Origin of the sequence: Thermoproteus uzoniensis 768-20 (assembly GCF_000193375.1) — an archaeon.
GTDB lineage: Archaea > Thermoproteota > Thermoprotei > Thermoproteales > Thermoproteaceae > Thermoproteus > Thermoproteus uzoniensis_A.
Genome location: NC_015315.1, coordinates 1,657,434 through 1,677,256, shown reverse-complemented (window position 1 = coordinate 1,677,256; position 19,823 = coordinate 1,657,434). Strand labels below are relative to the sequence as shown.

Genomic DNA, 19,823 nt, shown 5'->3' with positions numbered 1-19,823 from the left:
GCGGCGCACCTTCGCCCATTTTTAATACTACAATCTATATAAACTTTTGATATCTATATACTATGCGGAGGGTGGCGATAGTGGGGGCCGCAGGTAGGGACTTCCACGTGTTTAACACGTTCTTCAGAGACAATAGGGAGTACGAGGTGGTGGCTTTTTTAATGACCCAGATACCCATACCTGGCCGACGATATCCGAGAGAGCTTGCGGGCGATCTCTACCCCAACGGGATCCCCATATATACGTGGAGCGACTACAATAAGCTAGCTGAGCTGATACGTAGTCTCCGCGTAGACGAGGTGGTGTTGGCGTACAGCGACTTGTTGTACGAGGACGTGGGCCACATAATATCATCGGCGTTGAGCGCCGGCGCGTCGTTCAGGATATTGGGGCCCAACGACACCTACCTCAACTCGATCAAGCCGGTGCTGGCCGTGTTGGCTACCAGGACCGGCGCCGGCAAGTCCACCGTCAGCCGGGCTCTGGTCAGAGAGATGGCGGCCAGGGGATTGAGAGTGGTGGCGGTCAGACACCCCATGCCCTACAGAGATCTGGCGGCCAGCGCGGTCGAGCTGTATAGGACCAAGGAGGATCTCGCCAAGATAACCTTCGAGGAGCGGGAAGAGTACGAGCAGTACGTGGATATGGGGATCCCGGTGCTCGCCGGCGTGGACTACGGGAGGATCTTGAATAAGGCCGAGGAGCTGGGCGATGTCGTTCTGTGGGATGGGGGGAACAACGACTTCCCGTTCTTCAGGCCGGACTTCGCCGTGGTGGTCGCAGATGCCAGGAGGCCCGGCCACGAGGTGGGGTCGTTCCCCGGCGAGGTCAATCTACGCATAGCAGACGTCGTTATAATCACCAAGGTGAGCGACGCCGGGCCGGATAAGGTGAAGGTCGTAGAGGACAACGCGAGGCGCAACAACCCGAGAGCCGTAGTGGCTAAGGCCGATCTGGAGGTCTCTCTCGAGAGGCCGGACGCCGTCAACGGCAGACGCGTCCTAGTCATCGAGGATGCGCCGACGGTCACCCACGGAGGCTTGCCCTACGGCGCCGGGTATATCGCCGCGCAGAAGTACGGGGCCAAGGTGGTCGATCCCAGGCCCTTCGCCGTGGGGTCCATAAAGGAACTGTACGCCAAATACAGCCACATGGGGCCCGTGTTGCCCAGCTTGGGCTACACCGACGAGCAGAAGAGAGATCTCGAGGAGACCATCGCCAGAGCCGACGTCGACGTCGTCGTCATAGGGACGCCGGCGAGGATAGAGGAGGTTATAAAGATAACTAAACCTATTGTTAGGGTTAAATGGGATCTAAAAATACTTGAAGGGCCCTCTATTAAAGAGATCATAGATATGTTCCTTGAGAAGATCAAATAATTTTAATATCGCCGGCTTTTCCTCCCAATAATTGTTCGAAATTAGTAGAAATGAACTTAGCGCATTCGATAAGCGAGTCGTTCTCTATTTCTTTTAGCCCAGCAACCACTATCAATACGTTCTTGGTACTTTCGTCGACCTTAGTAAGCTCGCTATCCCTATAGGGATATACGTGCAACACCACGTCCCCAGCGGCGAGTATTATCTGGCCGTTTACCTGGACCGGCTTGCCTCCTATCGGTCTGAAGAGCTCGCCCCTGGACCATCTAAGCTCTAACGACTCGCTACCTATCTTATCTATGTCGTAGAGCCCCACTGGAAGGAGCCACTTTATCGACGCCACGTTGCCTATATCCACCGCCGGGTTTATCCTCGGCAGAGGCTCTCCGTGGAGCACTCTACGCAACAACGCCTCCTGGGCTGGACGTTGCTTAGTCGGATCTATCTTTATAACTTTCCAATAAAAATCTCTATATATTCTAATAATTTTATTATTTTTTAAGTCTTCTATTTTATATTTATTTCTAACTTCTTCCTCGGCAGATTTTATAAGAGCGTCCAACTCCTTGGGCCTCATCGCGTTGTTTATTCCCCGCACGGTCTGATACGCCACCTTGACGCCCACATCGGAAACCAGGTTTTTGATATCCATAGCAGTAGTCAACGCCGGACTTTTATCTTTCAGTGCGGCGATAGCCGGCCATCGAGAGCCCTTGAAGTCCTCATCACTTTTAGGAAAGTCCACCGAACATTTCTTAATTATTTCGCTTATATTCGGAGGGCCTTTATGTTCTGTGGCGGTCAAGGCGCGGCTGGTCGCCCATCTTCATAAGCTGGCCGATCTGTCACTAGCTGAGAGGCTGAGATTGATAGCACTGATATACCTAGAGTCGGGGATAGATGCGGCGAGGGAGGCCGCACGGCTAGCCAACATCCCCGTGACGTCGGTTGATCGTAGAAGCAGGTGGGCCGTCGCGGAGGACGAGGAGCCGGTTGAGGATCTAGAGGAGGATGTTGAGGAGAGCGTAGAGCAGTTCGAGGAGTCCGTGGAGGTGGTAGAGGAGGGATATCTAGGCGAGGCGATCCTCAAGAGAGTTGCGCCATGGAGCTAGAGTTCATAGTATCCAAATACGGCAAATACCTAGGCGGAATATCCGTGGAAAGGGTCTTGGACTCGTTACGTAGGGACGACTCGGGCGAGGCTGTCAGGAGGGTTTTAGGGCTAGACCAAGTCGATGTCGGAGGTGGGGAGTCGGCAGAGTGCCTTAAGGCCAAGGCGTTTCTCGACTACTACACCTCTGAGCTCGCCAGGCTGAGGAGCCTATACGGGGAATTGCGCTCCAACGGCATATCGCCCTCGGACCTAACTACGTTAGTGAGGAGGATGCGAGAGGCGAGGCGCCTCGCCAGATTTTACAGAGGCATCTTGAAGAGGTGTTCGCCGCAGGTCAGTGACATCAGCTCTCAGAAATAGGATCCGCTCATCAAGTGCCTAACTCCCAGCTGGATATATACTTTCTCTGCTCCTCAGTCAGCTCGTCTATCTTGATGCCCATGGCCTCGAGCTTCAGCCGCGCCACCTCTGCATCCAGCTCGTCTGGTAGCTTGTAGACGCCGATCCCCAGCTTGTTCTTGGCCAAATATTCGGCCGCGAGAGCTTGGTTGGCGAAGGACATGTCCATGACCTCGCTCGGGTGGCCCTCCGCCGCCACCAAATTCACGAGCCTTCCCTCGCCTATTAGGTACACCCTCTTGCCGCCGGGCAGCTCGTACTCGTCCAAATAGGGCCTTATAGTCCTCTTGGACTTGGCGATCCTCTCGAGGCCCTCGACATCTATCTCGACGTTGAAGTGGCCCGCATTAGCCAAAATAGCGCCGTCCTTCATCCTCAATATGTCGTCTAGATCTATTACGCGTATGTCGCCTGTCGCCGTTATGAACACGTCGCCAATCTCGGCGGCCTGCGACATGGGCATGACCTCAAAGCCGTCGAACACGGCCTCGAGAGCCCTTATGGGGTTAACCTCGGTGACTATGACCCTCCGGGCCCCCAACCCCCTAGCCCTCGCGGCGATGCCCTTCCCCACCCAGCCGTAGCCCGCAACGACAACGACCTTGCCCGCTATAAGCGCGTTGGCGGCTCTCATTATGCCGTCCCACGTCGACTGGCCCGTGCCGTATCTGTTATCGAATAGGTGTTTGGTGTACGATTCGTTGACGGCTATTATGGGGTATAGTAGCTTCCCCTCCTTGTGTAAAGCCCTCAACCTTATCACCCCCGTGGTGGTCTCCTCGGTGCCTCCTCTTATCTTACTCGCTACCTTCACGAAGTCGACCCCCTTGGCCACCTCGGTCACATAGTCCAGAGTCTTGTCGGCGATGCCGTGAGCCAGCTTGTGCAAGGACACGGTTAGGTCGGCCCCGTCGTCCATCGTCAGATCGGGGTTGTGGGATATAGCGAAGCCTATGGCGTTGTAGTACTCGCGCTCGTTCATGCCCCTCCAAGCATACACGCCTATCCCCTCCTCGGCTAGGGCAGCCGCCACGTCGTCTTGAGTCGAGAGCGGGTTCGAGGGTATCAAGATAACTTGCGCGCCTCCCGCCGCTAGAGTCTTCACCAACACCGCCGTCTCCTTGGTCACGTGCAACGACGCGGCGACCGTCAATCCGGCCAGCGGCTTCTCGCGTTCGAGCCTGGCGCGTATTCTCATCAAAACCGGCATGTTCCGCTCAGCCCAGTAGATCTGCTGCTTGCCTCTAGGCGCCAGAGCTGGATCCCTGACCTTGTGCTCCATCTTCCGGCTAGACGACTATGCTGGCCAGATTGGCCACGCTCGGCCATCTAAGAGCCGCCTCCATGGCCACAGGGCCTCTTATCTCCGTGCCCTTCGGATCGCCCTCAGGCGTCATCAGAACCACCGCATTGTCCTCGAAGGCGACCCAAGTCCCGTCCGGCCTCCTGAAGGGCCTCCTCTGCCTCACGACGACCGCTCTGAAGACTTGCCTCCTCAGCTCTGGCTTGCCCTCCTTGACTATCACGACGACCATATCGCCGACGCCGGCGCCCTTGACCCTCCTGTGGGTGCCCTTGGCTATGTGGCCCACCACCCCTATGACCTTGACTAGCTTGGCGCCCGAGTTGTCGGCAACGGAGACCACGCTATTGAGGAAGACGCCCGGAGTAACGTGGAATCGGTAGCCGGCGCCTACCTGCCTCTTTCCGCCTCTCTTAGCCATGAGGAGCCCGATCCGAGAGTTTTTTAATTTATTTCAGTGGGGTCATACGATGATGCGACGCGTTGGTGTCTGAGCGGTGATATACGACGGACGGGCTGACGCGCTAGAGCTGGCGTTTCCAACTGAGCTGTATCCCCACGTTGGAGGACAGCTTTATCTTGGTCCTGCTATCGCTCAACATCTTCGGTATGTCCACGGCGGGCTCCTTCCCGTCGAAGTAGAAGTATAGATAGCCCAAATCGAAAGGCGGCACGCCTAGACCCCACGACGTGGCGTAGTCGACCTCGCCGCAGTTGTCGCCGTATATGGTCAAGCCCCAGTATCTCTGGAAGCCCTTGACGGGGCCGTCTCCCTCGACCACGAACTTGCCGTCTATCACGCATACGAAGTTCCTCTCCATCTTGTATATGTCCGCTATGTATTTGTAGAGCGGCCTAAAGCCCTCGTAGAGGTTCTGCGAGTCCTTGGGATCTACGATGTTGAGCGCAGCCGTGGGCATGCTGAGGTAGAGGATCACTTGGGAGTGGCTGACCGGCATCGCCAACGCTATCTTCATTAAGGACTCGTCGAAGGCTTGCGGCAGAGCCTTGACTTGGACCTTACGCCCGGTCGGCGAGACGAGCTCTATCTTCTCCTTGGCGTTCCCTTGAACTTGTATTATTTTTGCTTTATATTTGCTCGCAAGCTTTTCTAAACCCAATATCTTAACCGCCTTTTCGAAATAACTTTTAGACATGGAGAAAGTTATAGTTATGTCGCGTCCCTGCAACCTCTCCAAGATCGCCTCGATCATCTCGGGGCGGGGATTGGAGGGGACTGGGATGTAGCTGTGGACCGCCAACAATATCAACGCGTCCTTCCTCTCTATCTCAGGGAGCGCGTCTGGCCCTAGAGCCGTTATCACGAAACCTAAGACCCCCCTAAATATATCTATTTTCAGAAGCCGTGGCGATACGGGAGCTCCGGCTTCACGATCTCCCTTAGCACGACGGTGGCGTAGCTCCCCCTAGGCATGTCGAAGGAGAACTTGGCGACGCCGTCAGAGAGATCCTCGGAGATCCAGACAGGCGACACGAAGATGCGCCTATACGACCCGGCGACGCCCACCCTGGATAGAGCGAAGTCCCTCAACTCGAGCCCCTCCTCGCCCAAAACCCTCCTCAGATAGTCTCTGGCCCTGCTCTCGGGGATTATAAGCCCCGAGCCCGGCACCGGCAACACCGGCTGTCTATCGCTGGCCTTCGCGGCGAGGATCGGATAGCCCCCCTCAAGGACTAAGTCGTCTTCGGCGGCTCCGAGGGGGCCGTCGGCGAGCCTGAGGCTCAACATCTTGTTGAAGAGGTAGGCTTGGTACGCCTCCACGAATATTTTCAAAATGCTGTAGGGCACCGCCATTATCGCGTTCCACGGATTCTCGCCCGAGGCGAGCGCCTTGAGCAAACGCCTCTCCTCCAGGAGAGACTTGGGCATCTTGGACAACGCGGCCGAGTAGTCGCCCCTACACGCCAGCTCGCGCGCCTCCCTGGCCGCCGGCGACTCGGCCTCGAAGACCCGGCAGAACATGACCTCGATAAACTCGTCGGGATCCCTCCGCACTAAGGCTCTCCCCAACAAGTGGGAGACGGGCCTCACGGTGCCGAACCTCTGGTAGCCGTAGTAGTTCGGCAGAGGGCTCGCCTTCAAGGCCCTCAGAGCCTCGGCGGCACATTCGACATCCACGTCGCGCAGGACCAAGGTGAACCTATTCCCTGCTATCCTCGACGGCGATACGGGCGAGTCGGCGTACCAGAAGCCTTTATACTCCACGCCCGGTATCTTCGGCAGATCCTCCGGCTTGACCCCGAACAGCGATATTATCTGCGACGCGACCGCCCTCGCGTCCTTTATCCCGCCTATGCCTATATCGCCCCTCCTCAGCCCCAGAGATCTCCTCAAGGCCTCCACGAGCTTCAGAGTATCCACATCGCGCTTCACCACGTGCACCCAGAGCCAAGGCCCCGGCCTCCCCCCAATTCCGCCGAAGCCGGACGCGGAGACCACGAGGCCCCCCTCCAGTATCTCCTCGACTACGAAGTCCTCCGGCGCCCTCTTTATAACGCCGCCGCAAGGGCGCGTGTCCGTGATATACCACTCTAGACCTAGAGATACGTCGAAGCTAGGCGCCTTCCTCATGGCAGTCCCTCCGCCTAACTATATAGCCCGGCGGCGAGGCGTCTACGCACGTCCTACATATAGAGGCCGTTCGGCTGTTTTCCTCAGCTCGAGGCATCACGGCGATTGGATCTCCGGACAGTTTTAAATAACGGCACAGCGCCGTCGACGGTTCGAGTCCTCCCAGCAATGCGGCGGGATACATCGCCGGCGTTCGTCGCCGTAGGCATAGCCTTTCTCCTAAGCATGTTTCTCAGAGAACGTCCACGTATACGATTACGGCCCAGCAAGTCCCTGGAGGAGTCCGCTATACTTGGCGTCTGCGCTCACAATAGGCATGGCCGTACCATGCGGCGGAGCTGTCCCGATCAAGTTGTCCAATAATCCCATCGACAACGATCCGATTATTTAAAACAAGTTCCGGAATATCCGTGGCCAGGGTCTGGCTAGGCCCCGCGGGGATCCCGAAGTACGCGAAAAGGGCCAAGGACACCGTCGAGGGCATTAGAGCCGTCAAGGAGCTGGGACTAAACGCCATGGAGGTCGAGTTCGTCCAAGGCGTTAGGATGGGCGTGGAGGCCGCCGAGAGGGCCGGCGAAGCCGCGAGGGAGTTGGGCGTCAAGCTTTCGGTCCACGCGCCCTACTTCATAAACCTCTGCTCCGACGAGGCCGAGAAGGTTGAGGCCTCTATCAAGAGGCTCTGGGACTCCGTGGATAGGGCCCACAGAATGGGGGCTTGGATCGTCGTGGTCCACGCCGCGTATTACGGCAAGTTAGGGCCCGACAAGTGCTACGATGCGGTGAAGGAGCGCTTAGGCGAGCTGACCGACAAAATGCTGGACGAGGGAATAGACGACGTGTTTATAGGCGTCGAGATAACGGCCAGAAACAACCAGTTCGGCAGCGTGGAGGAGGCGTTCGGGCTCGCCAAGGAGCTCAAGAGGGTGAGACCCGTGGTGGACTGGGGACACCTCTACGCCAGAAACGGCGGGACCATAGACTACGGAAGCGTGTTGGACCTCTGGCGCACGACCTTCGGCGACGAGCACATGCACACGCACTTCACCTCGGTCAAGTACAGGAACGGCAGATACGTCGACGAGCACGAGCCGATATCGGCCAACATGCCCCCCTTCGAGCCGCTGGCCGAGGAGCTGAGCAAGAGAGACGTGGCGATAACGCTCATCTGCGAGTCGCCTCTTCTGGATCAAGACGCCCTCCTCATGAAGGAAATCCTTGAAAAACACGGCGTAAGGCTCGTCTAGTGAAGACCTCGTTGACGGTCGTAGATCTATACGCCTCGGCGAGGGAGATCAAAAGTCTAGTGGGGAGGCGCGTCGAGAATATATATACAACATCCTCTGGATATCTATTCAAGTTCTCCGGAGGCGTTTACCTGACAGTGAACGAGGCGAGGGCCTCGCTAACGGGGACAGTCGGCGAGCGCGACTACAGAGGCGCCGAGACTTTAAGGGGACTCATACGCGACGAAAGGCTCACCGACGTCTACCTGCCGAGGTTCGACAAGTTGCTGGTCCTCAAATTCAGCGACGTGGAGCTGGTGGCGGAGCTTCTAAGGCCCTTCAACCTGATAGCGGTGAGGGACGGCAAGGTGGTCTGGCTCGACCACCACTACAGAGGCAAGGACCGCGAGGTCAAGGCGGGCGCGCCCTACACGCCCCCTCCCATGCCCTATGTGGACCCGTTGGCCAGAGCCGAGGAGGCGGCTGAGGTCTTGAGGAGAGCGCAGGACGTGAAGAGGGCGTTGTCGAGGGAGCTGGGCCTGGGCCCGGAAGTCGCCGAGGAGGTCTACGCCAGATCCTCAGGCGACGCCGAGGCCGCCTTGAGGGCTCTTAGGGACCTCGTCGAGGAGGTCTCCAGCGGGCAGTTGAGGCCCACGGTATATATGGCCGGCGGCGTCCCCGTCACGGTAACACCTGTCAAGTACATATCGGTGAGGGCCGAGCTGGAGGAGGAATACGACGCGTTCTGGAAGGCGTTGGACAGATATTTCGCCGACGTCGAGCTCAGGAAAGCCGTAGAGCTCAAGACGGCCGAGCTCAAGGCCAAGAAGGCCAAGCTGGAGCAGTCGATCGCCAAGCTGAGGGGGGAGATACAGGAGTACAGGAAGAGGAGCGAGGAGCTGTACTCGTTGGCCAAGACCATGCTCTCGCTGAAGTACGAGCTGGAGGAGGCGATGCAGGCAATATTGCGCAACGAGGAGATAGGGGCAAGTATACGTATACTAGACGTAAACAGGACGAGCAAGGAGGCAGTCCTCGAACACTCCGGCTTGAGGTTCAAGCTGAGGCTGGACCGGCCTGTGGGCAGACAGATAGAGGAGGTGTTCGAGGAGGCGAAGGACTACGCCAGGAGGGCCGCCAAAGCCGAAGAGGCCCTCAAGAGACTGGAGGAGGAGCTGGCGCGGGTCGAGAGCGAGCGCGCCGAGGCCGAGAGGGCCGTGGCGGAGCGCGTGAGGAAAGCCGCCGAGAGGGCTTGGTTCGAGAAGTTCAGGTGGTTCCTCGCCCTCGGCCGCGTGCCCGCCATAGGGGGGAGAGACGCGTCGCAGAACGAGGCGGCGGTGCGCCGATACCTGAAAGACGACTACTTGTTCTTCCACGCAGACGTGCCTGGAGCCTCCGCCGTAGTGGCCAAGCCGACGCAAGACGAGGCGGCTCTGCTCGAGCTGGCCCAGTTCGCGGCCTCCTACAGCAGGGCTTGGAGGGCCGGAATACACGCAGTAGACGTGTTCTACGTACCCGGGAGGCAGGTCAGCAAACAGCCGCCGTCTGGGGAGTACCTGGCGAGGGGGAGCTTCATGATATACGGCTCCAAGAACTACATACGGCACGTGAGGCTGGAGCTGGCCGTCGGGGTGAGGGACGACGGGGGCGTGAGGCGGATCGTCGCGGCGCCGCCCAAGTCGATAGCAGCGTTGGCGGAGAGGTATGTAGTCGTCACGCCGGGCTCGGGCGAGAAGAGCAGAGTCGCCAAGGAGATCGCGAGGAGGTGGAAGGCCGAGCAGCTGATAGACGAGATCATCGCCGCGTTGCCCGGCCCGTCGACTATCGGCGAGTGGGGCTCGGGACAGCCCATGGGCTGGGACGAGATAAAGGCCGCCTTCTCCACGTGGTGACCTGCCTCCGCAAAGGCGGGGCGGCCCCCAGTTGCGTCGCCGTCGACGCCATGCTCGGCTGGCTCGCCAGATGGCTGAGGATCCTCGGAGTAGACGCCAGATACGGAGAGCAGTCGGACGAGGAGCTCGCCGAGACGCCGTGCCTTTTGGTCACAAGAGACAGAGAGCTCTTCAAGAGGCGCAGAGGGCCCGCTGTCCTGCTCCTCACCGACGACCACGTGGCCTGGATATCGGCGTTGATGCGCGCCCTCGGCGTGGAGTCCTTCAAGAAGACCAGATGCCCCAAATGCAACGCCGAGCTCGAGGAGATACCCTGCGCAGAGGCCGAGAAAAGGGCCGGCCACCCGATACGCTCCGACAGATGCTGGGCCTGCCCCAACTGCGGCTCGGTCTACTGGGAAGGCTCACACTGGCGCGGCATCAGGGAGGTCGTCGAGAAGGCCGCGAAAACCCCCGTGGACTGCGCGGAGGCAGACTGACGGCAGAAAAGCGAGCGCGCCGGGCCGAGGCGTTTAATCTCGGCCCGTTATGCATATAGGGCGCCGGAGGCGCCCCAGCCTAGGGGCGGTCGGCACGCTAGAGGCTTTCGGCGGTGTTATGTCCGCGTTTCTTTTCCGTGCTTCCCCTCATTCGGAGATCAGCGGGGAGTACCCGCGGCGGGTATCTGTCCCCCGTAAGCGCCTCCTGCATCCCCGTATGCCGCTGGACGGCGGCATGTTCAGGAGCGCCGAGCACGTGCCAGCTTGAGGGAGGGCTTCAGCATAGTGGAGCCTTTCGACGTAGTGAGCCGCACTGAGCCGAAAAGAGGGCGACAAGACGCGGCGGGGCTCGCCTGTAACGTCTATCTCCAGAGATCTACCACCGAGCGATCGACCACCGCCCGCTAGGCGGTCTCTCGTCGCTTAAGGGTAACTTACCTGTGCCAGACGTAGTGATACGGAAGAGCTTCGCAGCCGAGCAGACGACCGGCCAGGAAAACCTAAGCTCGGCAATACGCGGTTTACGGCAACATGGGTTTCTTTGACGAGAAGTCGTCGAGGACTTATGGACATAGCCGATTTCCGACACGTCTAAGAGAAGAATGGCGCCGGGGGTGGGATTTGAACCCACGCCCCCTTGCGGGGACGGACTTTCTGGGCCTACTCCAGGCCCGCGCCTTGGGCCGCTCGGCCACCCCGGCCGAACTCCGCCTACGCCGAGATATTTAATCTTTTCCGTGCTGTCGGGCTGGCGTCCGCGTCGGAGGCTGTCAATTGCGCGTAATAGGTCCGCGTAAGCGGGGCTGGGAACGCACAAGCTCTGCGAATTACTGCGAAGAAGCGATGGTGTATTGCGTTGCCGCCCAACGCGAACGCCTACTATCCTAACTTGACCACGATATATGCCGATGTGTACAATGTCCAGAAAACCCAAAACGGCTGGCTTGTGGAGGTTGAGTTTAGATATACTCCGCCTCCCGGTGTGTTGGCCACGATTGTTATGTTCGCGAGCCCCACCGGCGTGAGCTGGACTCCTATGTCGCCGTACGGACAGTACAGGCTAGAGAACTGCAAGGTGCTGGACTACACGATAAGCTCCTCTTGACGGCGGCAGAGGAATATATTTGGCTCTGTCTAGAAGGGCCTAGGGATCGAGAGATGAGGTCTGGGCTGGAGGGTTGGGCTCTGGATCGATCGGAAAGATTTAATTTAAATATAGCTTACAAGTCTCTATCATGAAAGTGATGGTTATACACGAGTGGAGGGAGGACCAGAAAGACGCCGTGAATAACTTCTTCAAGCAACTGGTCGAGATGGCTAAGGGCAAGAAGTTGCCTAGGGGGATGAAGCTGGAGAGGGTCAGCATCTCGCAGGATGCCAGGGTGGCCGTCTGCGAGTGGGATGTGGAGAGCCTCGACATGTTGATGCAGGCGGCGAAGCAGTTCAACATATCTTGGACGATAAAGCCCATCGCGCCCCAGATACTATACGAACATAAGGGCCTGTTCTAGTATCCGGTCCCGATACGCGTCCCCCGTACGTCTATCTTCGACGCCCAGCAGACGCGTCTGGGCGATTGGGGGAGGGTTGAGCTTTTGGCCTACGCCGCGGGCTCTCGGGAGGTAGAGGATGCCCCACCGCAATAAGGGGCTGGCCGGCCTCCGAGGCCTATCCCAGAAAGCCGCGGCCGCCTTAGCCTGTTCCCAAGTACCAGCGTAGGCCTATAGAAATTAGCCCGTGTCGACGAGGGCAGGACTCTAGCCGAGGATCCCGCTAATAGATCTCCCACGCAGGTGAAAGTCCGTGCTTATCGGCTTGGGATTACCCCGATAAATTAGGTTGCCCGGAGCCGGGATATCGGCTAAACTGTAGACAGAGGCGCCATGCGTTTTTTATCGAATTTGTAGCGCGGAGGATTCCGCCGTCTGCCCCTCGTTTTATCTTTTACATTGATGGCGTTGGTGAACGACTTTAAGCGGCATTGGTATTGCTTTAAGTAGAGCGCGCCGTATGTTAACTGCGCCGCCGGACGTTCAGCACATCCAGAAGAGTAGAATGGTGCGGGGGGTGGGATTTGAACCCACGTAGGCCTACGCCACAGGGTCTTGAGCCCTGCCCCTTTGACCTGGCTCGGGCACCCCCGCTCTGCCAATATCCGTTCCCGGGGTTATAAGCTTTGTCCGCCTACGCGGCGGGCCTTGGGGCTATACCTACTTAAGGACGTCCCTAAACATCCTCGTGGAGATTTCCGTGGGCGGGACGTATAGGGTCTCGCTGGACGCCCTCAAGGGATTTCCCTGGGACAGATACGTGAGGTTCGCCTTTTTGTTCGGCTCGGCTACTTCGGGGGGCTCCGCGGGCGATCTGGACATAGCGATATCGGACGTAGGCCTGGAGGCGTTGGGGGAGCTGTTGGCCGAGCTGGCTAAGAGGCTTTCGTTGCTGGAGGACTACATAGACTTGTTGATCGTAAACGAGAGGACTCCCTGTCCTCTGGTCTTGGAGGCCTTGAGGGGCGTGCCGCTGTACGTGGCCGATTGGGATGAGGTATATAGATACTTCAATATCTGTCAAGACCAACAGATAGACTCCAGGAAGCTGGCCCTTCTCGAGACGGCGCTGGAGTCGATATGGCGAGGATAAGGGCTTTGGCCGAGTACGCGGCCAAGCTCACCGCGTATCTCGACGGAGTCGTCAAGAGGGGCTACGATCTGGCCGACTGGGACGATCTGATGGCGATACTCCACGCCCTTCAGCTTCAAGCCCAAGCGCTGGTAGACGCGGCGCAGAGGGCCGCATCTCTGTTGGGGGAGCCCGCCCAGACATACGCCGAGGCCGGCGAGTCGCTTTTCAGACGCGGCGTCTTCGACGCCGAGGATTTAAGACTATACCGCTCGATCGTGGGCTTCAGGAACGTGGTGGTGTGTGGCTACGCCTCGGTGGACGCGGCGAGGGTCGACGAGATCTTGAGGACGGGCTTGTACCGCAAGGTCCTGGCCCTTATCGATAAAATAGCTAGGGCTCTGCCAGATCCCCAATAGTCGAATGTTATATAGCGAGTCTGTTGTTACGTGATCGCCCTCGCCTACCGTGGCGATCTGGCCGACTTCGCGGCGAGGCTGAAGTCTTTGTTGGGCGCCTCGGAGCTCGACTGCTCAGCGGGCCGGCCCGACGTGACCGTGGTCGTCGGGGGCGACGGCACTCTTCTGGAGGCGATACACCGGCACCCCTGCGTGCTCGACTCCTTGGTTGTCCACGTGGGGGGCGGGCGTATAAACTTCTACAGAACCACGAGAATTGGCGAGGCCTCCTTGGAGGAGGTCGCGAGGAGGGTCCTCTCGCGGGATCTAAACGTTGTAGAGCTACCGACTATAGACGCCGGTGGCTGTACGGCCGTCAACGAGGTGGTGATCCGCAACGCAGACTACAGAAAGCTCCTCTCCTTCAGGATCACGGCCTCCGCCCCTATAATAGGGGGCCGCGCCGACGGGATAATAATCTCAACGCCTCAAGGATCGGCGGGCTACGCCGTGTCGACGTGGGGCCCCGTGGTGGACTACAGGCTTGAGGCCTTTGTCATATCCTTCATAGCCCCCTACACCCTCTATCTGAGGCCCCTAGTGGTGCCGCAAGAGCCTCTCGAGATATCGACGGCTCAGGAAGCCGAGCTGACCTGCGACGGCTACGGCGGGCTCCGCGGCAGGTCGTTCACGATCAAGAAAGGCGCGAGGAGGCTGAGGCTGGCGGTCTTCGGCGAGTACGACTACTACGACAGAGTGCTCTCCAGGCTCCTGTCGCCGTGAGTTGCTACGTCCTGGATGCCAGCGCCTTGTTCCACGGACGCGACATGAGGGCGTTCCAGGGACGTCTGCTGACCACCAGACAGATCCTCGAAGAGCTCAAGGACCCCAGGGCGCAGGCGGCGCTCGAGATACTCGGCGTGGAGGTCGTCGACGTGGACGAGAGGAGGGCGGAGGGGCTGGCCAAGAAGGCGCCGGGCCTCAGCAAGGCGGATCTATCGGCGCTTGCGCTGGCCCTCGAGACGGGGTGCACGCTTCTGACCGACGACGTGGCTTTGGCGAAGGCGGCCAGGAAGCTCGGCGTCAAGGTCAAGGGCTTCTACTTCGTCAAATAGCGCCGAGGCCCCAGCTCCCGGACCTAGACTGCCCAGCCTCCAATTCAGCCCCACCTAGGACGCCTCGCGCCGATACGTCCGGCCGTAGCCGAGGATGTTGCTGTGGGCACGAGACGTCTAGACTGCTCGGCCGAGGAGAGAGGACAGCGGCGCTGGGCTTAGAGAGCGGAGCAATCGGCCTTATCGACTTCGGCCGAGGAAAGAGTCCTCGCAGTCGAGACGGGATCTCGTTTAATACTGGCGCAACTCCGCGGCTTTCTTGGACACGTAGCTGGCGAGAGCCTTTATGTCCTCCTCCACCGAGCTGAGGCGCGCGTATCTGCTCAGCACACCGCTCTTATCCAAGCCGTTGTACCGGAACTCGTGTAGGTTTAGGGCCACGTTGGCGTATTGCAGAAGATCTTGCCCCTCAGCCGAGGACAGATCTCTGGCCACCTCCAACATCATGCCCGTAGGCATCACGGCTATGAGCCAATCGGCATATTGGACCTTCTTTCCGCCCCTAGTGGCCTTGGCGCCAGGGTATCTCTGGACTAGTTGCTCTCTATGCCTAGCGGCTAGGGCGGCCAACAACGCCTTGAAGGACTGAAATGCCTTGCCCGCCGCGTTCCTATACATGCCAGCCTCGAGAAATTTCAGGGCCAGCTCCGCCTCGTATACGGCCTCCCTCAGCCTCCCCTCGATATATTTGCCTAGATCTCTCCACGGCCTCTCTAACTCCGCCTCCACGCACCACGTCGTTCAGCCCTATAAAGATACCTACGCCGCCTCGCGAATTCGGAATAGGAATTTTACTGCGTCGGCCGCTACGCCCTCACTCGCACAGAGATCCGGCCGTCGTGAATCGCTGGGCGTTGGCGGCCTTCTAGAGTCGGCGAATCCCCCGTACGCCGAGACGGAGACCTCTACACTAGGGACATCATGTAGGCCGCCGCGGCGGCCGCTATGGGTATGGCCAAGTTGTCCTCTATGCCGTACGCCTCGGCCGCCGCCACGAATGCTGTTATCACCAACGAGGCCAGAGGCCCGTAGCCCGCCGCTATAAGCACGGCGAAGGTGGGCACCGCGCCGCCGAGCATCCCCTCGACGGTCGCATCGACGGCGGGCAGTCTGTGTCTGCCCATCGCCGTCCCGACGAGGGCCGAGAAGCTGTCGTATACGGCTAGGCCGACCACCGCCGGCAGGAGCCCCGTGGGGCCGAATATGTTGTAGGATATGAGAATGCCCACTGCCCCCATCAAGAGGCCTAAATAGCCGCCGCGCTTTTCGTAGTCCCTCTCCGCAGCCTCTATGGCCTTCTCTATGGAGTCCAGCAAGGCGTCGTACTGCACCTTCAGATCGGCGCGCCCCACGGGCACTAGCTTGTCCAAGCTCTCGAAGACGTCCTCCAAGCTCTCGAATATGTCCCGCCTTAGGTCGAGGAGTATCTGCGGCCGCTTGACTTGTATAGAGTAGAATATGCCGGCGGCCAGAGCCAAGGCGGCGTAGTACAGCGACGGCTCGACCTTGACGAAAAGGGGGACGGCCAAGAGGACGGCGCCGACTATGTGGAACGACTTCCTCACTAAAAGCCCTCTGACGTCCATGGTGCCGATCTACCCGGCGGCTTTTAAATCGTATTACGCCGGATCGTCGGGCTCGACAGATATCTCGATCTTGACCACCACTCCGTCCCTCAGCCTAGACACTAGATCTCTGGGCAGATCCGCCGCTGCCTTGTCGGCCTCTACGGCCAAGGTTGAGTCGTCCACGTAGCGGCTCCTCCTGACGACGAGCCTATAGGGGTTCGTCGGCGTTGCCAGCGGAGTCCTCCCGGTAACGGCGGCCGCGATGCCGCCGGCCTCCACGACGACTCTGACAGTCCCCGGCCTCCTCAGAGCGTCCAGCAGATCTCTGGCCAGCTCGGGCCCCGCCTTGTCGGCGCAACAAGCCACTATGCAGTCGCCCCGCCTGGTGACGTAGAGGTCCTTGGTTATCTCAAGAGTGCGCGCGTTGCTGGCGGTCACGTTGGGATGGCCGCGGCCGACTATCACGTCCTTAACGACGCGTGTAGCCGGCGCCACGTCGGTAAATAAACACAAAAATATGGCTTCCTCAAGGGCTATGGACGTCGAGGAGAGGCTGAAGCTGATAACCAGATACCCCGCCGAGGAGGTGCTCACGCTGGAGGAGCTCAGAGGTCTTCTCGAGTCGGGCTATAAGCTCAACCACTACATAGGCTTTGAGATATCCGGCTATATACATATCGGGACGGGCCTCGTGAGCATGTCCAAGGTGGTCGATCTGCAGAGGGCAGGCGTTAGGCCGACCGTGTTCCTCGCCGACATTCACTCTTGGCTCAACAACAAGCTGGGGGGCGATCTGGATCTGATCCGGCGCGTGGCCGTGTCCTACTACACGGCGACGTTCAAGAAGATAATAGAGGCTCTGGGAGGGGATCCGGACGGGGTCAGGTTCGTCTTGGGCTCCGACCTCTACCACAACAACGACGAGTATTGGTTCCTCCTCATGGACGTGGTGAGGAACCTTACCTTATCAGAGGTGCGCCACAGCTTGACCATACTCGGCAGGAAGATGGGCGAGTCGATACCTCTGGCCTACCTGGTGTACCCTCCGCTCCAGGTAGCCGACGTCTTCGCGTTGGGCGCCCACATACCCCACGGAGGCATAGACCAGAGGAGAGCCCATATATTGGCCAGAGAGGTTGCGTTGAAGGTGAGGTTCTACCCCCTGACCGTGGACGGCAAGAGGATAAAGCCGGTGGCTCTCCACCACAAGCTCCTGCCAGCCCTCAACATATCGGACAAGCCCAAGAGCAAGGAGGAGCTCAGCGAGATGAAGATGTCGAAGAGCATACCCCAAAGCGCTATATTCGTCCACGACAGTCCGGAGGAGATACGGCAGAAGATCTCCAAGGCCTACTGCCCTCCGAGGGACACCGAGTATAACCCAGTCCTGGAGATCCTCAGAATATCCGCGTTTAGGGAGGAGAGGAAGGAGCCCTTCGTGTTGGAGAGGCCAGCTAAATACGGCGGGCCTCTGGAGTTCTCGAGCTACGAGGAGCTGGAGAGGGCCTACGCGGCGGGCCAGATACACCCTGCTGATTTGAAGAACGCGGCGGCGGACGCGTTGATAAAGGCTCTGGAGCCCATACGCGCCTTCTTCCAAGGACCCGGGGCGAAGATCTTACAGGATATGAAGGATCTCGTGGTCACTAGATAGCCGGCGCGGACCGCACAGCGCCCTCTAGGTTCAAAATAAAACTACATGAATTATTACGTGGAGCGCGTGGCCGAGTACTACGACAAGCTGGCTAACATATACGACGAACTCTACGGACAGGAGCAGACCGTCAAGTACCTCAAGGCGTTGGCCTACGTAAAGGGGTCGAGAATCCTAGACGTCGGTTGCGGCACGGGCCTCGGCCTAGGCCTCCTATCGCCTCGATACGTCCTGTGCGTCGACATATCGCTGGGTATGTTGAGGAGGGCAACGGCTAGAAACCCCGACGCCGATCTGCTGTTGGCCGACGCCTACTTGCTTCCCCTCAGGCAGAAGAGCTTCGACACGGCGCTTGCCATAACCGTGTTCGAGCGGCTCGACGACGCGAGGGCTCTGGCCGACTTCGCCGAGGTCGTCGTGGCGGAGACGCTCGGCCGTTGGCTCGTGTCGGGGGCTAAAATCTGACGAGAACCCAGTCGCCGTCCTCGGGCACCACGGCGTGTCTGTAAGACGCGGCGAGGGCCCTATGCCGCCCCAGGTCGTCGTACCTAGCGCTTATGTGCGTCAGTATGAGCAACCGCGCCCCCAAGGCCTTCGCCGCCTCTATCGCGTCGAGGACTGTCGAGTGGCCCTCCTCGTGGGCCTTCGCGGGCTCCACGTCGTCGGCGAAGGTCGCCTCGTGTATCAATACGTCGGTCCAGCCCACTGCCTCCAAGGCCTTGGGGCAAGGCCCCGTATCGCCGGTGTAGAAAAGCCTCCTCCACCTCCTGTGGCCGGGCTCCGCCACATCTTCAGGCCTCACGACCCTTCCGCCCACCTCCACGGCCTCGCCTCTGATGAGCTTGGTAAGAGCCTGCTTGGGGAACCCCTCGACCTTGGACAAGTCGAGCTTGAACCCGACGTCCCACTCGAAGAGCCACCCGCAAGCCTCGACCGTGTGGCACACCTCGACGCATCTGATCGACATGTGCCTATCGGAGGCCGACGTCGCGGCCTCGACGCCGCCCCTCGACAACGCCGACGCCAACCTCGGCGGGGCCAAGACCTTCAAGGACTTCCCGGCCATCTTGGCAGTGCTCAACAAGCCGGGCAGGCCCAGCACGTGGTCCTCGTGGCCGTGAGTTATGGCGACGTAGCTCAACGACGCAGGCGAGATGCCGTTGGCCATTAAAGCGTACTGGACGCCCTCCCCCGCGTCGAGCAACACGCGGTGCCCCTCCCAATCCTCTAGGTATATCCCGGGCATTCTCCTGTCCGCCCTCGGCACAGCCCCGCCCGTCCCCAAGAAGAGCAACTTCAAGAGCGGCATCTGCCGAACAGCTCAACCACCTCGTCCAGCGAGAGCTGATATACCCTCTTCCCCTCGGGGGCGCCCCTGCAGAGCTTCCTCGCTAGCTTCCGCCTCTGCGAGAACAACATGGCCGTGAACTTCTCGAACGATTTAAAATCGTCGACGCACGGAGGCCTCGGCGTCAGCCTCACCACCGCCGAGTACACCTGGGGAGGGGGCGAAAAGGCGCGCGGAGGCACAGTCCTCAAGACCTCTACGTCGTAGTTGCACCTAACGGCCACGGTCAGCCTGCCGTAGTTCTCGGAGCCGGGCTCCGCCGATATCCTCTCTGCGACTTCCCTCTGCAACATCACCACCGCCGGCATCCTCCTCTCGGCGAGCCTCAGAAGCAGAGGCGACGATATATAGTACGGTATGTTGGACGCGAAGAAGTCTGCGGGAGGCCACTCCAGCCTCAAGGCGTCGCCGACTATCACCTCTACGTTGGGAGGCGCCCTCGCCGATAGGTATGCCGCGAGCGCTCTATCCAGCTCTATCGCGTAGACCTTGGAGGCCCTCTTGGCGAGCTCGAGCGTGAGGGTCCCCGTGCCGGCCCCCACCTCGAGCACCACGGAGCCCTCGGGCACCAAGCCCGCCATGTACTCGGCCACAGATCTATCCCTCAGCATATGCTGTCCGAGCCGCCTCCTCACGTCTTATCCGGTATATATGATAAAGGCAGATAGAGCCCCTGCCGAGGTCGGCCCATGTAACGAGGCTGGAGGGCTGCCTTTCGTCTTTTTATAGTGTGGAC

At 59.4% G+C, this 19,823-nt stretch carries 24 protein-coding genes and 2 tRNA genes; 14 read left to right on the top strand and 12 right to left on the bottom strand.

The annotated features are described in order from the left end of the window. Positions 1 to 62: 62 nt before the first annotated feature. On the top strand, positions 63 to 1,379 hold the full coding sequence (locus TUZN_RS09400) for a cyclic 2,3-diphosphoglycerate synthase (RefSeq protein ID WP_013680726.1): 1,317 nt from the start codon (positions 63 to 65) through the stop codon (positions 1,377 to 1,379). Here the strand turns inward: TUZN_RS09400 and TUZN_RS09395 are convergent. Beyond that, positions 1,372 to 2,031, bottom strand: coding sequence for a B3/B4 domain-containing protein (locus TUZN_RS09395; RefSeq protein WP_052886226.1), 660 nt, complete (start codon positions 2,029 to 2,031; stop codon positions 1,372 to 1,374). The genes TUZN_RS09400 and TUZN_RS09395 overlap by 8 nt on opposite strands. Before the next feature lie 142 nt (positions 2,032 to 2,173). Between TUZN_RS09395 and TUZN_RS09390 the strand changes: the two genes are divergently transcribed. Both TUZN_RS09390 and TUZN_RS09385 read left to right on the top strand, forming a co-directional pair. Then, entirely contained in the window at positions 2,174 to 2,491 is a 318-nt protein-coding gene (locus TUZN_RS09390; RefSeq protein ID WP_013680724.1) for a hypothetical protein, read from the top strand. Beyond that, positions 2,482 to 2,853, top strand: coding sequence for a hypothetical protein (locus TUZN_RS09385; protein WP_013680723.1), 372 nt, complete (start codon positions 2,482 to 2,484; stop codon positions 2,851 to 2,853). The genes TUZN_RS09390 and TUZN_RS09385 overlap by 10 nt, the downstream gene beginning before the upstream one ends. 10 nt (positions 2,854 to 2,863) lie before the next feature. On the opposite strand, the gene ahcY is transcribed toward TUZN_RS09385, so the two are convergent. The 4 genes from ahcY to truD form a co-directional block, all read right to left on the bottom strand. Further along, entirely contained in the window at positions 2,864 to 4,174 is a 1,311-nt protein-coding gene (gene ahcY / locus TUZN_RS09380; protein WP_013680722.1) for an adenosylhomocysteinase, read from the bottom strand. Positions 4,175 to 4,181: 7 nt separating this feature from the next. Further along, positions 4,182 to 4,616 (bottom strand): 50S ribosomal protein L14, encoded by a 435-nt coding sequence (locus TUZN_RS09375; protein WP_013680721.1) that lies wholly within the window; start codon positions 4,614 to 4,616, stop codon positions 4,182 to 4,184. Between the two features lie 103 nt (positions 4,617 to 4,719). Next, positions 4,720 to 5,520 (bottom strand): DUF362 domain-containing protein, encoded by an 801-nt coding sequence (locus TUZN_RS09370; protein ID WP_013680720.1) that lies wholly within the window; start codon positions 5,518 to 5,520, stop codon positions 4,720 to 4,722. A 32-nt stretch (positions 5,521 to 5,552) separates the two neighbouring features. Beyond that, a complete protein-coding gene (gene truD, locus TUZN_RS09365) occupies positions 5,553 to 6,788 on the bottom strand; it encodes a tRNA pseudouridine(13) synthase TruD (protein ID WP_013680719.1) in 1,236 nt (411 codons plus the stop codon). A gap of 410 nt (positions 6,789 to 7,198) precedes the next feature. Between truD and TUZN_RS09360 the strand changes: the two genes are divergently transcribed. The 3 genes from TUZN_RS09360 to TUZN_RS09350 are packed head-to-tail and all read left to right on the top strand — an operon-like array spanning position 7,199 to position 10,382. Continuing rightward, entirely contained in the window at positions 7,199 to 8,032 is an 834-nt protein-coding gene (locus TUZN_RS09360; protein ID WP_013680717.1) for a TIM barrel protein, read from the top strand. Further along, positions 8,032 to 9,903, top strand: a complete 1,872-nt coding sequence (gene rqcH, locus TUZN_RS09355) for a ribosome rescue protein RqcH (RefSeq protein WP_013680716.1) — start codon at positions 8,032 to 8,034, stop codon at positions 9,901 to 9,903. Before TUZN_RS09360 ends, rqcH begins: the two co-directional genes overlap by 1 nt. Then, complete coding sequence (locus TUZN_RS09350; RefSeq protein WP_052886225.1) at positions 9,897 to 10,382, top strand: Mut7-C RNAse domain-containing protein; 486 nt, start codon at positions 9,897 to 9,899, stop codon at positions 10,380 to 10,382. Before rqcH ends, TUZN_RS09350 begins: the two co-directional genes overlap by 7 nt. Positions 10,383 to 10,985: 603 nt before the next feature. On the opposite strand, the gene TUZN_RS09345 is transcribed toward TUZN_RS09350, so the two are convergent. Next, positions 10,986 to 11,083, bottom strand: a tRNA-Ser gene (locus tag TUZN_RS09345). Positions 11,084 to 11,238: 155 nt separating this feature from the next. Here TUZN_RS09345 and TUZN_RS09340 point away from each other — a divergent pair. Then, on the top strand, positions 11,239 to 11,487 hold the full coding sequence (locus tag TUZN_RS09340) for a hypothetical protein (protein ID WP_013680714.1): 249 nt from the start codon (positions 11,239 to 11,241) through the stop codon (positions 11,485 to 11,487). 130 nt (positions 11,488 to 11,617) lie between these two features. Next, the gene (locus TUZN_RS09335; protein WP_052886224.1) at positions 11,618 to 11,893 is read left to right on the top strand and encodes a hypothetical protein; all 276 of its coding nucleotides are present in this window, start codon (positions 11,618 to 11,620) and stop codon (positions 11,891 to 11,893) included. 545 nt (positions 11,894 to 12,438) lie between these two features. Here TUZN_RS09335 and TUZN_RS09330 read toward each other — a convergent pair. Continuing rightward, positions 12,439 to 12,526: transfer RNA gene (locus tag TUZN_RS09330), tRNA-Leu, on the bottom strand. A gap of 94 nt (positions 12,527 to 12,620) precedes the next feature. Here TUZN_RS09330 and TUZN_RS09325 point away from each other — a divergent pair. The 4 genes from TUZN_RS09325 to TUZN_RS09310 are packed head-to-tail and all read left to right on the top strand — an operon-like array spanning position 12,621 to position 14,517. Beyond that, on the top strand, positions 12,621 to 13,025 hold the full coding sequence (locus TUZN_RS09325; protein WP_013680712.1) for a nucleotidyltransferase domain-containing protein: 405 nt from the start codon (positions 12,621 to 12,623) through the stop codon (positions 13,023 to 13,025). Continuing rightward, a complete protein-coding gene (locus TUZN_RS09320; RefSeq protein ID WP_013680711.1) occupies positions 13,013 to 13,423 on the top strand; it encodes a DUF86 domain-containing protein in 411 nt (136 codons plus the stop codon). Before TUZN_RS09325 ends, TUZN_RS09320 begins: the two co-directional genes overlap by 13 nt. A 30-nt stretch (positions 13,424 to 13,453) precedes the next feature. Continuing rightward, complete coding sequence (locus tag TUZN_RS09315) at positions 13,454 to 14,185, top strand: NAD(+)/NADH kinase (protein ID WP_013680710.1); 732 nt, start codon at positions 13,454 to 13,456, stop codon at positions 14,183 to 14,185. Beyond that, a complete protein-coding gene (locus TUZN_RS09310; protein ID WP_013680709.1) occupies positions 14,182 to 14,517 on the top strand; it encodes a PIN domain-containing protein in 336 nt (111 codons plus the stop codon). The genes TUZN_RS09315 and TUZN_RS09310 overlap by 4 nt, the downstream gene beginning before the upstream one ends. 231 nt (positions 14,518 to 14,748) lie before the next feature. On the opposite strand, the gene TUZN_RS09305 is transcribed toward TUZN_RS09310, so the two are convergent. The 3 genes from TUZN_RS09305 to TUZN_RS09295 all read right to left on the bottom strand — a co-directional run bounded on the left by TUZN_RS09305 (position 14,749) and on the right by TUZN_RS09295 (position 16,580). After that, complete coding sequence (locus tag TUZN_RS09305; RefSeq protein ID WP_013680708.1) at positions 14,749 to 15,246, bottom strand: PaREP1 family protein; 498 nt, start codon at positions 15,244 to 15,246, stop codon at positions 14,749 to 14,751. 176 nt (positions 15,247 to 15,422) lie between these two features. Continuing rightward, on the bottom strand, positions 15,423 to 16,103 hold the full coding sequence (locus tag TUZN_RS09300; protein WP_013680707.1) for a diacylglycerol/polyprenol kinase family protein: 681 nt from the start codon (positions 16,101 to 16,103) through the stop codon (positions 15,423 to 15,425). A gap of 33 nt (positions 16,104 to 16,136) precedes the next feature. Beyond that, positions 16,137 to 16,580: a DUF371 domain-containing protein gene (locus TUZN_RS09295; RefSeq protein ID WP_013680706.1), complete on the bottom strand. Its 444-nt coding sequence runs from the start codon at positions 16,578 to 16,580 to the stop codon at positions 16,137 to 16,139. 40 nt (positions 16,581 to 16,620) lie between these two features. Here TUZN_RS09295 and TUZN_RS09290 point away from each other — a divergent pair, with 40 nt between their 5' ends. Together TUZN_RS09290 and TUZN_RS09285 are read left to right on the top strand one after the other, a co-directional pair. Next, positions 16,621 to 17,739 (top strand): tyrosine--tRNA ligase, encoded by a 1,119-nt coding sequence (locus tag TUZN_RS09290; protein ID WP_013680705.1) that lies wholly within the window; start codon positions 16,621 to 16,623, stop codon positions 17,737 to 17,739. Positions 17,740 to 17,796: 57 nt separating this feature from the next. Beyond that, positions 17,797 to 18,204, top strand: a complete 408-nt coding sequence (locus TUZN_RS09285) for a methyltransferase domain-containing protein (protein ID WP_158305072.1) — start codon at positions 17,797 to 17,799, stop codon at positions 18,202 to 18,204. On the opposite strand, the gene TUZN_RS09280 is transcribed toward TUZN_RS09285, so the two are convergent. Both TUZN_RS09280 and rsmA read right to left on the bottom strand, forming a co-directional pair. Then, positions 18,194 to 19,048 (bottom strand): MBL fold metallo-hydrolase, encoded by an 855-nt coding sequence (locus tag TUZN_RS09280; protein ID WP_013680703.1) that lies wholly within the window; start codon positions 19,046 to 19,048, stop codon positions 18,194 to 18,196. The two genes, TUZN_RS09285 and TUZN_RS09280, sit on opposite strands and share 11 nt — an antisense overlap. Beyond that, on the bottom strand, positions 19,036 to 19,722 hold the full coding sequence (gene rsmA / locus TUZN_RS09275; protein WP_013680702.1) for a 16S rRNA (adenine(1518)-N(6)/adenine(1519)-N(6))-dimethyltransferase RsmA: 687 nt from the start codon (positions 19,720 to 19,722) through the stop codon (positions 19,036 to 19,038). Before rsmA ends, TUZN_RS09280 begins: the two co-directional genes overlap by 13 nt. Between the last annotated feature and the right edge of the window lie 101 nt (positions 19,723 to 19,823).